The organism is Actinomyces sp. oral taxon 169, from assembly GCF_013394715.1.
Classification (GTDB): domain Bacteria; phylum Actinomycetota; class Actinomycetes; order Actinomycetales; family Actinomycetaceae; genus Actinomyces.
Genome location: NZ_CP058259.1, coordinates 2,226,907 through 2,239,994, shown reverse-complemented (window position 1 = coordinate 2,239,994; position 13,088 = coordinate 2,226,907). Strand labels below are relative to the sequence as shown.

Below are 13,088 nucleotides of genomic sequence, written 5' to 3'. Positions count from 1 at the left end.
CTGCCCCCTCGACGGGGCAGGCGGGCGGGTGAGCCGTGAGCCGCCGAGCCCGTCAGACAGTTGTGGGCGTTCCGAACGGATGCCGGATGTGGGAACTCAGCCCGGGAACGGGGCTCCCGGTCGCGCGTAGCGCAGCCAGCAGATGACCGCGCACACGGCGCAGTAGGCGACCGAGATCCAGAACCAGGCGGTGGTGCCCAGGGAGGCGATGGCGACGCCGACGATGAAGGGGCCCAGGCTGGCAACGGCGGCCGTGAAGCCGATGGCGCCGCCGGCCTGCCGCTTGGGCATGATCATCGGCATCTGCTTGAAGGTGCCGGCGTTACCCAGGCCGGAGAAGAAGAACATCGCCAGCATGGACCACAGGAAGCCGGGGAACTGCGCCGGATCGGTCGGGTGGAGGTAGAAGGTGGTGACGGCGAGTGTGGCGCCCATTCCCACGATGGAGATGAAGGTCCAGATGGCCCCGCCGAAGCGGTCGCACAGGGGTCCCCACAGCATTCGGACCACCGACCCGATCAGCGGCCCGAGGAAGGCGTAGGTCGCACCCAGGGGCAGCAGGGACTTGTCGAAGTGGTGGGCCAGGGGCGAGCCAGGCCCGTAGGTGTTCTTGATGAGGAGTCCGAACTGTGCGGCGAACCCGGAGAACAGCCCGAAGGTCGCCACGTACATGAGCGTCATGTACCAGGTGTCGGGGTTGGTGAAGATATCGATCTGCTGGCGGATGTTGGCCTTGACCGGGACGTCCTTGAGCAGGGCGAAGGCGAGGACCGCGGCCACGATGGTCCACGGGATGAAGAAGACGGCCACGTTGTGGACCCACACTTGGCCGCTGCCGGCGTGCTGGGGGGCGATCCAGGTGATGCCCAGCAGACCGAAACCCATGAGCCAGGGGCTCAGCAGCTGGATGATGCTCATTCCCATGTTCCCGACGCCCGCCTGGATCCCCAGGGCGGTACCGGTCAGCCGCTTGGGGAAGAAGTAGCCGGTCGAGGGCATGTAGCCGGAGAACGAGCCGCCCCCGATCCCGCAGGCGAAGGCCAGGGCGAGCAGTGTCCCGAAGCTCGTCTCGGTGCTCTGCACCGCGAAGAACCAGCCGAGCATCGGCAGAGCGTAGAGCAGGGACGACCATGCGACGAGCTTGCGGGTGCCGACGATCGGCGGCAGGAACATGTAGATGAGGCGGATCAGGCCGCAGGACAGGCCGGGCATGGCGGCGAGCCAGTACAGCTGGCTCTCAGTGAGCTTGAAGCCGATCTCGGTGAGCTTGGGGGCGATCGCGCTGGGGAGTAACCAGACGCAGAAGGCCAGGATCATCGAGTAGGTCGAGATGGTCAGAGTGGTCCAGGCGATCTTCGCGGACCAGTTCTCCGGCTCTTCAGGGTTCCACCCTGTGAGGACGCGACCGGAGGTGTCGAGCGTGGACATAGGGCTCCTGCTGTTGTGGGGCTCGGCCCGCTGGGCGACAGCGCCCTGGACCTGAGACTGTTTGGAGAGGGTCGGTGAAAGCCTGCGGACTCACACCGCGCTCAATGATGCATTGAGTTGGTCAGATCTTCATGCAAGGGACGAATGTCTGAGCAATACGAGGCGAAACCGACATCTCAGAGGTGACTAAGGGCGGTGAATTAGGTTCAATGTCAGTTGCCTAATTGAGGTTGCCGGTTGGATCGGGACGTGTTGCCCTTGAAACTCCGGGTGGGAGACGGAGGAGCCGCGCGGGGTGTATGCGGACTACGGTGGGTCCATGAGTGAGACCCCCATCGTCCAGAAGGGCCTGGCGGCCCTGCCCGAGCCCGTCAAGGGCGCCGTCATCACCGTCTCCGACCGCTGCGTCAGTGGTGAGAGAGAGGACCTCTCCGGCCCGCTGGCCCAGCGCCTCCTGGCTGAGCACGACGTCGTCGTCGAGAAGGTGGACCTCGTGCCCGACGGTGTTGAGCCGGTGCGTGAGGCGATCAGGCGGGCGGTGGCCGGCGGCGCCCGGGTGGTCCTGACCACCGGCGGTACCGGGGTGACCCCTCGGGACCTCACCCCGGAGGCGACGGCACCACTGCTGGAGACCCGTATCGAGGGCATCGAGGCGCAGATCCGCGCCCACGGGCTGACCAAGACACCGCTGGCGGGACTGTCCCGCGGGCTGGTAGGCGTGACCTCTCGCGGCGACGACGGCGCCCTGGTCATCAACGCCCCCGGCTCGCGCGGTGGGGTCAAGGACACCGTTGCCGTCGTCGGCCCCCTGGTGCCCCATGTCCTGGAGCAGCTCGGCGGCGGCGACCACTGAGCACGCTCGAGCACTACTGAGCGATTCGGATTGAGCCGGGCTGCTACTCGGAGCGGCCCGAGTCCCAGGAATGGACCTCGGCCCAGGTGTCCAGATCCCGCACGACATCGCGAGCCGTGGGGATGGCCCTGACGCGGAGCGTCCCGAGTGCCCGGCGCACAGCCGTGTCCCGCAGAGGCGCGCCGTCCGGGGCGACGGCCGCGGCCAGTGCTCGGCGGCGGTAGAGGCCCAGCAGGTACTGGGTGTGCTCGCCGTCGCGGGCGCAGACGCCGTCCAGCTCCGGCCCGGCCTGCGCCAGCGCCCGGTGCAGGGCCGGCAGCGCCCTCCAGGACAAGGGCGCGTCGCAGGTGAGGATCCCGGCCAGTCCCGCAACCGGGGCGCTCCGTCCTAGGACATCCAGCCCGGCTCCGATCCCGGCGACGGGTCCTCCTAGGGGAGGGTCCTCCAGCGCCCGTAGGACGCCTCCGGGCAGAGCGACCTCTGCCGGGGCGACAACGCACACGCGCCCGAGCGGGAGACCCTGCGTCCGCAGATGCTCCAGACCGGCCAGCACGTGGTCGAGCAGGCGCAGCCCCCGGGCGACGACGTCGGGCTTGGAGGCTCCGTCCAGCCGAGCCCCGGTCCCGCCGGCCAGCACAATGACATCGGCGACCTCGGCGCCATCGGCGACCTCGGTGACTTCGGCCGCATCCGCGGTGCTCATGATGGCGCCGACCGTCTGCTCAGGCAGCGTCACCGCGGTCACCGCGGTCACCGCGCAACCAGTCCCCTGAGCGTCCCCCGGACTTGGCGACCACCTTGGCCTCTCGCAGCTCGACGTCCCGGTCCACTCCCTTGACCATGTCGACGATCGCCAGTCCCGCCACGGTGGCGGCGGTGAGGGCCTCCATCTCCACGCCCGTGCGGTCGGCCGTGCGCACCGTGGTCTCGATGCGCACGCCGCCGTCGACGATCTCCAGGTCCACGCGCGCCCCGTGCACACCAATGACATGCGCCAGGGGGAGGAGCTCGGGGACCTTCTTCGTCGCCGCGATCCCGGCCACGCGGGCCACGGCGAGCACGTCGCCCTTGGGGACAGAGCCGCTGCGCAGGGCGTCCACGATCGCCTCCGAGCAGGCCACGAAGGCGGTGGCGCGGGCCTCGCGCACGGTCGGGGTCTTGGCGGTGACATCCACCATGTAGGCGGCGCCCGCCTCGTCCAGGTGGGTGAGGGTGATCTCGGGGCGGGTAGTCACAGGGGCTCCTTCACAGGGGTACGGGATCGTGCGTCGTGGATGCGACTCGTGGCTCTCACCGGCGGCCGTCACAGGCGGCCGGCGGGCGCTAGGAGGCGGTCAGCGGGATGAGGGGCAGCTCGTCGCCGATCTCGACCGCCTCCACCTCGGCGGCCACCACCGCCAGCGCCTGCGCGGCAGGCAGCGAGGCCACCAGGTGCGAGCCGGAGCCCAGCCGGTGGGTGGGCGTCACCCAGGGCAGGCCCGCACCGTCGCCGACGTCGGAACGGACTCCGGAGCCGGCGGGGGCCTCGGTGAAGCGCACCGGCACGTGCTGGCGTCGCCCCGGCGGGGTCCGCCAGCCCACCGCCGCACGCGCCGTCAGGACAGGCCGACCCGGAAGCGGCTCGGTGCCGCCTGCCGCATCCTGCCCGGCCAGACGGGCCAGCGCCGGGGCCACGATCGTGGTGAAGGAGACCAGGACACTCACCGGGTTGCCCGGCAGGCAGATGATCGGCACCCGCCGGCCGTCGTCGGCGAGCACCCAGCCGTGCCCCTGGGGCTTGCCCGGCTGCATGGCCACCTTGACGAAGTCCAGATGCACCGGGGCCTGCTCGCCGCGCTGCGCCTGAGCCAGCATCGTCAGAGGGTCGAAGGCCCCCGCGGACACGCCCCCGGAGGTGACGATGAGGTCGGCGCCGGACGCGGCCTGCTGCAGCACCCTGGCCAGGGCCTCGGCCGTGTCGCCGCTGCGGGCCACGCTCGTGCACACGGCCCCCTGCTCGGCGACCAGCCCCGCCAGCAGCAGGGAGTTGGAGTCGGGGATCCTCCCGGGCTCCAGCGCCTGGCCGGCGTCACGCAGCTCGGCCCCGGTGGAGACCACCGCCACGCGCACCTGCGGCCGCACCAGCACCGAGCCGAGCCCCACGGAGGCCAGGGCGGAGATGGCCGCCGCCGACAGCCTCGTCCCCGCCGCCATGACCGGATCACCCGCCGCCACGTCCTCCCCGGCGCGGCGCACGCTGAGGCCCGGGGTCGCCGCCGCGCGGATCTCGACGCGCTCAGGAATCGGGTGCGGGCCGGGAGCCTGGTCGGTGTCCTCCACCTTGACCACGGCGTCCGCGCCCTCGGGCAGCATCGCCCCGGTCATGATCCGCTGGGCGGTTCCCTCCACGAGGGGCCGCGGTGCGGCGCCGGCCGGAACATCCCCGCTCACCGGCAGCACCACGGGCGTGAGCGGGCAGGCGCCGGTCGTGTCCTTCGCGCGCACCGCGTAGCCGTCCATCGCCGAGTTCGTCCACGGCGGCACCGGCACGGCGGCGGTCACGTCCTCGGCCAGCACCCGGCGGTGCGCCCGCCCCAGCGGCACACGGCCGCCCTCCAGGGGTGAGAGGGCCTCCAGCACCTGGGAGACGTAGTCCTCCAGCGGAATCATCTGCGCCATAGCGGTCCTTCCTTCAGCGGGCGCCCTGTGGGGTGCAACGCGGGGCGGGTGGACGCGGGGCCGGTGCCCGAGCATCCCGGGGCCTATCATGCCCGTTCAGCTGGGGAAGCCCACATGGGTATGCTCGCGGCCGACCATCCGATCACCCCCAGCCCGCCATCCCGATCGAGGAGACCCCGTGACGCTCAGCCCTGACCAGCCCAGCCGGCCGCTCCCGGCTCCCACGGCCCGCGTGGTCCGCGCCGAGGTCACCGAGGCGCCCATCAGCGTCACCGAGCTCGCCGACGCCGTCCAGGACGCGGCCGCCGGCGCCGTCGTCACCTTCGAGGGCGTGGTCCGCAACCACGACGCCGAGCGCGCCGTCACCGGCATCGGCTACTCCTGCCACCCCACGGCCGGCCAGGTCGTCGAGCAGATTGCCCAGGACGTGGCCCAGCAGGGGCGGGTGCGTGCCCTGGGCGTCGTCCACCGCGTCGGCGACCTGAGCGTCGGGGAGGCGGCGCTCGCGGTCGCCGTCAGTTCCGACCACCGCGCCGAGGCCTTCGCCGTGTGCAGCCAGATCGTCGAGGAGGTCAAGGAGCGCCTGCCCGTGTGGAAGCGCCAGACCTTCACCGACGGCTCGAGTCAGTGGAGCAACATCGCCTGACGTCTTGCCGTCGAGCCGGGAACGTCTCGGGCAGCCGGGAGGAAGAACGGTCGGACTGTGCGACAACCGCCCGGCTTGATGCGGTCGTCATCCGCCGGCGAAGGGCGGGAGCACGTCGACGGCGTCGCCGTCGGCCAGGGGCGTGAGCGAGTCCGCCGGGGTGGAGACCGAGTTGACGAGGAAGCTGCAGATCGGGATGACCCGCGCCATCTCCAGGCCCCGGCCGGAGAGCTGCTCGCGCAGAGCCGCCAGAGTCGTGCCGGCGGGCAGGTCCAGGCGCTCCTCGGGGCGCCCGGCGGCCTCAGTGGCCGCGGCGAAGTAGCGTATGGTCACAGAGATCTGCGCCTGACCGGGGTGCGCGCCCGCCTGGGGGGACGGCTCGGGGGAGGGGTTCGTCATGGGGGCTCCTGAGGATTCGGGTCAGCCACCGATGGCCGACATGGTGCGCTGCGGGCGAGCGAAGCCGTCGCTCTCGGTGTGGGGATTGTCCGAGCCATGCGCGCGGGGCTTGCCCCAAGTGGCGCCGGCCCAGATGCGGATGAGCTCGTCGTCGTTGGCCCCGGCGCGCATGGGGCCGCGCAGGTCCGTCTCGGTACTGGAGAACAGGCAGGTCATGAGACGCCCGTCGGCCGTGATGCGGGTGCGGTCGCAGTCCGAGCAGAAGGGGGCGGTGACCGAGGCGATGACGCCCACCGTCCCGGGTGGATGCTCCTGGCCCAACGCGCTTCCGGCGGCGACGCGCCACAGCGCCGCCGGACGACGGTCCGGGCGGCCCACCTCGGTGAGGATGAATCCGGCCCCCCGCAGCACCCCCAGGATCTGATCGACGCCGACGACGTCCTGGCTGCTCCAGGTCTCGCGGGGGCCCAGCGGCATGTGCTCGATGAACCGCAGCTGCCAGCCGCGGCGCAGGCACTCGGCCAGGAGTCGCGGCGCGCGTTCCTCCACAGTGGCGGGCACGGCCACGGCATTGACCTTGATGGGGGCCAGGCCCGCCTCCTGGGCGCCGGCGATCCCCGTCAGGACGTCGGCGAGCCGGTCTCGGCGAGTGATGGCGGCGTAGTCCTGCGGGTCCAGGGAGTCGATGGAGATGTTGACGCGGTCAAGGCCGGCCGCCCGCAGTCCGGCGGCCCGCTTCTCCAGGCCCAGGCCGTTCGTGGTCAGGGCGATGTCCGGCTTGGCCCCGGCTGAGGTCCGCAGGGCGGACAGCGCTTCGACGATCTCCTCCAGGTCGCGTCGCAGCAGCGGCTCGCCACCGGTCAGGCGGATCCGCTCGACTCCCAGGCGCTCGACGGCGATGCGCCCCAGGCGGGTGAGCTCGGCGGTGGTCAGCAGATCCGGGGTGGGCAGCCACTGGAGCCCCTGCGCGGGCATGCAGTAGGTGCAACGCAGGTTGCAGCGGTCCGTGATGGACAGGCGCAGGTCACGCACGGTCCGCCCGTATCGGTCGACCAGCTGCTGGGGGACGCCGTCGGCAGCCGGGGCCGACGGGCCGGGACCTTCGGGCAGCTCGGGCAGCACCGGCCGGGTCGTCGGCATGGGCAGGTCCGCGGAGGTTCCACGGCTCCTGCTCGGGCCGACGACCGCGGCATCGAGTGGTGCTGGCGTCATGCGTTGAGCATATCGGGAGCGCGCCGGCGGCATGGTGTGAGACCCGACGAGGCCCCGAGCCCGTGGCCGGAGCCGAGGGCTCGGGGCCTCGGGTGTCTCCCGCCGACCGGCCGCGCTGAGGCGCGGATCAGGCGGTACGCAGGATCTCGACGCGGGCGAAGCCCTCGGACTGCTCCAGCAGCGTGTGCTGGAAGGTGAAGGGCAGCTGGTCGATCTGGGCCAACAGCGGGGTGGGCACGTGCGGGGCCACCAGGTCGAAGCCCTCACCGGGGTTGAGGGAGGAGGCGGCGCCGATGACGGCGGCGTGGCGCAGACGGTGCGGGATGGCGCGCGCGTCCAGGGTGAGGCGCTCGTCGCTGTGCTCGTGGCAGCCGCAGCTGGACTTCTTCTCAGTGACGGGCAGCAGCTCGGGGCTCTCGCTCATAGGGCTCTCCTTCGGAGTGTTTCGTACTGGTGGGCGTGACCTTACTACCACCGCAGGGTCGGCCGGAACGACTGTCCACCTCCAGTGGAACGCTGTCCACCTTCGTGGGCAGGGCAGTCCACCACCGGCGCGGCCAGCCCACACAAACCTACCGAAACTTCATAGACGACGCGGAGCCGTGTCGTCCATGAAGTTTCTGTCGATGTTTGTCGATGCGAGTGCGTGGGTTTGCGGCGCTGTTGGATACGGTTGGGCCGTGGAGACGGACCGACTCAGCCGGGCGCTGACCAGCCGCGTGGCGCCGCGCCTGGTGGCCTTGGCCCTGGGCGCCGCCTGCATCCTCATGGGACTCAACGCCGCCCTCCTGCGCCTCAACCTGCCGGCCCCCGTCAATGGGGCCGAGCTGGCGGCGCTCCACGGCCCCCTCATGCTCGTCGGCTTCCTGGGGACCGTCATCGCCCTGGAACGGGCGGTCGCCGCCCGCACCCCCTGGGCCTTCCTCGCCCCGCTGGGAAGTGCCGCGGGCTGCCTGGCCCTCATGGCCGGTGCTCCCGACGTCGTCGGCCGGGGGCTCATGACCGGTGCCGCCGTCGTCCTGTGCGCCATCTACCTGCGGGTTCACCGGCGCGCCCCCAGCGCCGCCGTCGATGTTGAGGCCATGGGCGGGGCCGCCCTCCTGCTGGGGGACATTCTGTGGCTGGGTGGGCGTGGCATGGAGGACGTCGTCCCGCTGTGGCTGCTCTTCCCCACGCTCACCATCGTCGGCGAACGCCTGGAGCTGGCCCGCATCGCCTTCCTCGACGAGATGGTGGAGACCGTCGTCGAGGCGCTCTCCGGCGCAGCGGTCCTGGGCGCCTGCCTGCTGCTCATTGCACCGGGCTCCCACCTCGTGGTCGGCCCGGCCCTGCTGGGACTGGCTGTCGTCATGGCCTACTACGACGTCGCCCGACGCACGGTCCGCCTGCGCAGCGGGGTGCGCTTCATGGCGGCCTCCATGCTCGCCGGCTACGTGTGGCTCGCCCTCGCCGGGGCGGTGTGGTCGCTGTGGGGCCTGCAGGGCTTGAACGGGGCCGCCTACGAGATCGTCATCCACTGCATCGCGGTGGGCTTCGCCTTCTCCATGATCCTGGCCCACGCCCCGGTCATCATCCCCGCGATCGTCCACCGGGCCCTGCCCTACCACCGGCTCATGTGGCTGCCCTACGTTCTGCTGCATGCCGGCCTGGTGGTGCGCGTCGTCGGCCTGCTGGCGGAGGCCTCCTCGGTCTGGAAGGTCGGCGGTGCCGTAGGAGTAGCGGCGATTCTCGTCTTCATGGTCCTCACCCTGGGGCGCGTCCTGACCTCCGGCAGCATCCGCAAGCCGGTGAGGGCAAGACCGCAGGCTGCGGCTGTGGCATCCGGGACGACGACGTCGCAGACGGGAGGTAGTCCCGCATGAGCCTGTCCATCGGTTCTCCCGGTACCGGGTCCGCCCCTCGGCCCGGCTCGCTTCCCGGCCCCGGACGAGCAAACGGTCCGGGCCGCCCCGCCAAGAAGCCCTCCCGGCGCACCACCCAGGTGCGTCGCAACGCCCTGGTCATGGCCTGGCTGCTCATCGCCGCGGTCCTGGCGGCCCTGACCATCGTGGGCCCGCTGGTCTCCTGGGGCACCTGGCTGCCTCTGCACGCCCTGCTCCTGGGCGGGATCGGCAGCGCCATCACCATCTGGTCCGCCCACTTCGCCGACACCCTCCTGCACCGCCCGGCCCTGGGCGGCGCCACGCTCCTGGACGCGCGCCTCTACGCCCATAGCCTCGGCACTGCCGTCGTGCTCACCGGCATCACCATGGGCCAGCAGGTGGTGGCGCTCATCGGGGCGGTCATCGTCATGGCCCAGGCCATTGCGGGCGTCGTGGCCATCACCGTGCAGTACCGGCGCGCCATCGCCCCGCGCCTGGCCTCCCTGGCCCTCCACTACGCCGTCGCCCTGGTCCTGCTGGCCACCGGCGCGCTCCTGGGCTTCCTCATCGCCTGGTCCAACGCCCACGGGCGCTCCGCCCTGGCCGACGGTTTCTACCTGGCCCACACGACCACCATGCTGCTGGGCTTCGTGGGCACCACGGTCCTGGGCACGCTCACCGTCCTGTGGCCCACGATGCTGCGCACCCCCATGGAGCCGGTCGCACCGCGCTGGACCACCCGCGGCCTGCCCTACCTCGTGGGCGGCACCGCGCTGGTGGCCGCCTGCGGGCTGTGGCCGCCCCTGGCGGGCCTGGGCACCCTGGTCTACCTCGGCGGCGCCTGCGCCGTCCTCGTGCCCGCGTACCGCACCGCCCGTCGGGTCCCGCCGACCTCCTTCGCCACGGCCTCCGCCGCGGCCTCGGTGGCCTGGTTCATCGGCTGCGTCGCCGTCCTGGGGGCCCGCATGGCGCTGGCCGACGACGCCGCCGCTGCCCGTGAGGTCATCCACTCCCTGCGCCTGCCCCTGGCGGCGGGCTTCGCCCTGCAGATCCTCGTGGCGGCCCTGAGCTACCTCACCCCGGTGATGCTCGGCGGCGGCCCCACGGCCACGCGGGCCACCAACGCGATCATGGACTGCTTCGCCGCCTACCGGGTCACCGCCGCCAACGCCTGCCTCCTGCTGGCGCTCTACCCGGGGGCGCCCTGGCAGGTGCGCGTCGTCGCCGGAGCCCTGGCCGCGCTGGTGACCTCCTACCTGCTGGCGGGCATGATCCTCAGCCTGCGTGAGCTTTCCCAGCGCATGCGCCCGCCGCGTACCCCACGCACCCCGGCCGACGCCGACCCCACCTCCGACCCCGCGGGCCACCGGCCCGCCCAGCCCCGAAGGGGAACCCGATGACGAAGACGCCCGACGCGCAGGCACCATCCCCTGATGAGGCCGCCTCTCCCGAAGCCGCCGCCTCCGAGAACGCCCCTTCCCAGGACACTGCCTCCCAGGAGACCGAGCGCAGCGGCGCCGGCACTACGGCCCACACCCCCGGCGACACTGCCGGGCGCGCGGCGGCGGGCACCGATAAGCCCGAGAGCGCTCACCGCCGAGCGGTGACGGCCGGTACCGCCCCCGCCATTGACCGCAACCGCCGCCCCCTGACCGGAGGGGCCGGCCGGGCGGCGGGAGACGGGACTGCCCAATCGCCCTCGGGCGGCCTGCTCCAGCCCGCCGACCGCCGTGGCGTCCTCATGGGACTGCTCACCGCCGGAGCGGCCGTCGTCGTCGGCAGCGTCATCGGCAACCGCAGTCAGGGCGGAACCACCCAGGACGTCACGCCCACCGGCAACACCGTCAACGCCACCATCACGGTGGAGGGCCTGCGGTTCGTACCGGACACGGTCGACGTCACCCCCGGCGACCGGCTCGTCATCACCCTGGACAACACCGCCGACCAGGTCCACGACCTCGTCCTGGCCACCGGCCAGACCACCGGGCGCATCGCCGCCAGAGCCAAGGGCACCCTCGACGCCGGCATCGTCGCGGGCCCGATCGAGGGCTGGTGCTCCATCGCCGGCCACCGCGCCCAGGGCATGGTCTTCCACGTCACCGCGGGCGGGGCGGCCGCCGGCGCCCACCAGCACGGCGGTGGCCAGAGCAAGCCGGCCGGCTCCGGCAAGGACGCGGTTCCCGACTACTCGGCCCAGCTGCCCGCCGGCTTCAAGGCCTTCGACGCCGCCCTGCCACCGGCCCCCACCAGTCCCGACGGCGGCCCCATGACCCACCGGCACACCTTCACCGTCAAGGAACAGGTCATGCCGGTCGGCGCCGGCGTCACCCAGCGGCGCCTGACCTTCAACGGGCAGGTCCCCGGCCCCGTCCTGCGAGGCAAGGTGGGGGACACCTTCGAGATCACCCTGGTCAACGACGGCACGATGAGCCACTCCCTGGACTTCCACGCCGGGATCACCCCGCCCGATCAGGCGATGCGCTCGATCAACCCCGGGGAGTCCCTCGTCTACACCTTCAAGGCCCAGCACTCCGGGATCTGGCTCTACCACTGCTCCACCTCGCCGATGAGCCTGCACCTGGCCGCCGGCATGCACGGGGCCGTCATCATTGATCCGCCGGGGCTGGCGGCCGTGGACCGCGAGTACGTCATCGTCGCCTCCGAGGTCTACCTCGGCCCCGAGGGCGGCGAGCCCAACACGGACAAGATCGCCGCCAAGACCCCCGACCTCATGACCTTCAACGGGGTGGCCTTCCAGTACCACCAGCAGCCGCTCAAGGCCAAGGTCGGAGAGCGCGTGCGCTTCTGGGTCATGGCCGCCGGGCCCTCCCTTCCGACGTCGTTCCACACCGTCGGCCTGCAGTTCGATCAGGTCTTCTTCGAGGGGGCCTGGACCCTGGGCGGCCCGAACCGGATCGGGGCCGCCTGGTCCGGCGGCTCCCAGTCCCTCGGCCTGCAGCCGGCTCAGGGCGGATTCGTCGAGTGCGTCGCCTCCGAGCCGGGACACTACGTGTTCGTGACGCACTCCTTCGCCGACATGGAGAAGGGAGCTCACGGCGTCCTGGAGGTCAGCGCCTGAACCGCGGGCGCCTCAGACGAGGACTCGCAGCACCACCGAATGCCGCTTCGGCCCCGGGCGACTGTGCCCGGGGCCGAAGCCTTGCGATCTAGAAGTGGTGGACGGGTGATGCTGTTGAAGCCGCGCGTTCAGGCGACGTCGGCGTGGACGATCTTGAGGTCCGGCTCCTCGTCGACGGGCTGAGCCGAGCTGATCTGGCAGCCGTCAGGACCGTTGGGCAGGAACTTGAGACGCTCGTAGGCGGCCGGGTCGGGGCCGACGACGGCCCGGAGGAAACCCTCGTGCATGGTGCACACCAGGTCGCGCGGCTGGTGGTTGCGGGTGATGAGCGGGCAGGAGCGCAGGACGACGCTGTCTCCGGAGACCTCCGGGGCGAAGCCCATGACTGCCAGGTAGGGGATGAGGGCGGTGACCCGGTCCACCTGCTCGCCGTCGACCGTGGGCTCAGCGATGGTGCCGGGGGTCAGCTCGGCCCAGCGGCGACCGATCTCCAGAGCGGTGGCGCGGGCGTCCTCGCCCTCGCCCAGGGTGTCGGCGATCGCGTCGAGCAGCAGCAGGTAGGCGTCGACCATCTGCTGGGGGTCGGGGGCCGTTGAGGCATAGCGCAGGGCCGGGCGGCCCCGCTTGCCCGTCGGCTTGGTGGACACCGTGACGAACCCGGCGTCAACCAGGGCGTCGAGGTGCTCACGGACGGTGTTGTGGTGCAGGTTGAGTGCGCTGGCGACCTGAACGGCCGTCATCGCGTCGTTAGAAGCCTCCACGACCTCCAGGACGCGCCGGCGCGCCGCAGAGAGGTTGGCGCGTGCGGACAGGTCGCCCAGGGCGGGACGTGGGAGCGAAGGGGTCGGACGGTTGTGCATGTCATGAGACTAACGCGCTTTCGCTTGTGGGAACCGTCAAAATCGGTGTGTAGTTGAATCCTGCAACGGTGCCGTGATGTGAGTTTTAGCA

Annotated in this window: 13 protein-coding genes; 5 read left to right on the top strand and 8 right to left on the bottom strand. The window is 71.7% G+C overall.

Annotated elements, in window-relative coordinates:
* Nucleotides 1–96: 96 nt before the first annotated feature.
* Nucleotides 97–1,428, bottom strand: a complete 1,332-nt coding sequence (locus HW274_RS09510; RefSeq protein ID WP_075375259.1) for an MFS transporter — start codon at nt 1,426–1,428, stop codon at nt 97–99.
* A gap of 319 nt (nt 1,429–1,747) precedes the next feature.
* Here HW274_RS09510 and HW274_RS09505 point away from each other — a divergent pair, with 319 nt between their 5' ends.
* Nucleotides 1,748–2,281 (top strand): molybdenum cofactor biosynthesis protein B, encoded by a 534-nt coding sequence (locus tag HW274_RS09505; RefSeq protein WP_075375287.1) that lies wholly within the window; start codon nt 1,748–1,750, stop codon nt 2,279–2,281.
* 43 nt (nt 2,282–2,324) lie between these two features.
* On the opposite strand, the gene HW274_RS09500 is transcribed toward HW274_RS09505, so the two are convergent.
* The 3 genes from HW274_RS09500 to glp form a co-directional block, all read right to left on the bottom strand.
* Nucleotides 2,325–2,984: a molybdenum cofactor guanylyltransferase gene (locus tag HW274_RS09500; RefSeq protein ID WP_185989606.1), complete on the bottom strand. Its 660-nt coding sequence runs from the start codon at nt 2,982–2,984 to the stop codon at nt 2,325–2,327.
* A 19-nt stretch (nt 2,985–3,003) separates the two neighbouring features.
* Nucleotides 3,004–3,516, bottom strand: coding sequence for a cyclic pyranopterin monophosphate synthase MoaC (gene moaC / locus HW274_RS09495; RefSeq protein ID WP_185988697.1), 513 nt, complete (start codon nt 3,514–3,516; stop codon nt 3,004–3,006).
* 88 nt (nt 3,517–3,604) lie between these two features.
* Nucleotides 3,605–4,939: a gephyrin-like molybdotransferase Glp gene (glp, locus tag HW274_RS09490; protein WP_185988696.1), complete on the bottom strand. Its 1,335-nt coding sequence runs from the start codon at nt 4,937–4,939 to the stop codon at nt 3,605–3,607.
* Nucleotides 4,940–5,117: 178 nt separating this feature from the next.
* Here glp and HW274_RS09485 point away from each other — a divergent pair, with 178 nt between their 5' ends.
* On the top strand, nt 5,118–5,585 hold the full coding sequence (locus tag HW274_RS09485) for a molybdenum cofactor biosynthesis protein MoaE (protein ID WP_185988695.1): 468 nt from the start codon (nt 5,118–5,120) through the stop codon (nt 5,583–5,585).
* A gap of 87 nt (nt 5,586–5,672) precedes the next feature.
* Here HW274_RS09485 and HW274_RS09480 read toward each other — a convergent pair whose 3' ends face one another.
* The 3 genes from HW274_RS09480 to HW274_RS09470 all read right to left on the bottom strand — a co-directional run bounded on the left by HW274_RS09480 (nt 5,673) and on the right by HW274_RS09470 (nt 7,620).
* Complete coding sequence (locus tag HW274_RS09480; RefSeq protein WP_185988694.1) at nt 5,673–5,984, bottom strand: MoaD/ThiS family protein; 312 nt, start codon at nt 5,982–5,984, stop codon at nt 5,673–5,675.
* A 21-nt stretch (nt 5,985–6,005) separates the two neighbouring features.
* Nucleotides 6,006–7,196 (bottom strand): GTP 3',8-cyclase MoaA, encoded by a 1,191-nt coding sequence (gene moaA, locus HW274_RS09475; protein ID WP_185988693.1) that lies wholly within the window; start codon nt 7,194–7,196, stop codon nt 6,006–6,008.
* Nucleotides 7,197–7,323: 127 nt separating this feature from the next.
* Nucleotides 7,324–7,620: a DUF2249 domain-containing protein gene (locus tag HW274_RS09470; RefSeq protein ID WP_003785642.1), complete on the bottom strand. Its 297-nt coding sequence runs from the start codon at nt 7,618–7,620 to the stop codon at nt 7,324–7,326.
* Nucleotides 7,621–7,876: 256 nt separating this feature from the next.
* Here HW274_RS09470 and HW274_RS09465 point away from each other — a divergent pair, with 256 nt between their 5' ends.
* From HW274_RS09465 to HW274_RS09455, 3 genes are read left to right on the top strand one after another with little or no spacing between them, the layout of a single operon-like run.
* The gene (locus tag HW274_RS09465) at nt 7,877–9,058 is read left to right on the top strand and encodes a hypothetical protein (protein ID WP_185988692.1); all 1,182 of its coding nucleotides are present in this window, start codon (nt 7,877–7,879) and stop codon (nt 9,056–9,058) included.
* Nucleotides 9,055–10,458, top strand: a complete 1,404-nt coding sequence (locus HW274_RS09460; RefSeq protein WP_185988691.1) for a hypothetical protein — start codon at nt 9,055–9,057, stop codon at nt 10,456–10,458. The genes HW274_RS09465 and HW274_RS09460 overlap by 4 nt, the downstream gene beginning before the upstream one ends.
* A complete protein-coding gene (locus HW274_RS09455) occupies nt 10,455–12,137 on the top strand; it encodes a multicopper oxidase domain-containing protein (RefSeq protein ID WP_185988690.1) in 1,683 nt (560 codons plus the stop codon). The genes HW274_RS09460 and HW274_RS09455 overlap by 4 nt, the downstream gene beginning before the upstream one ends.
* 128 nt (nt 12,138–12,265) lie before the next feature.
* Here the strand turns inward: HW274_RS09455 and HW274_RS09450 are convergent, their stop codons facing one another.
* Nucleotides 12,266–12,997: a metalloregulator ArsR/SmtB family transcription factor gene (locus HW274_RS09450; RefSeq protein WP_185988689.1), complete on the bottom strand. Its 732-nt coding sequence runs from the start codon at nt 12,995–12,997 to the stop codon at nt 12,266–12,268.
* Between the last annotated feature and the right edge of the window lie 91 nt (nt 12,998–13,088).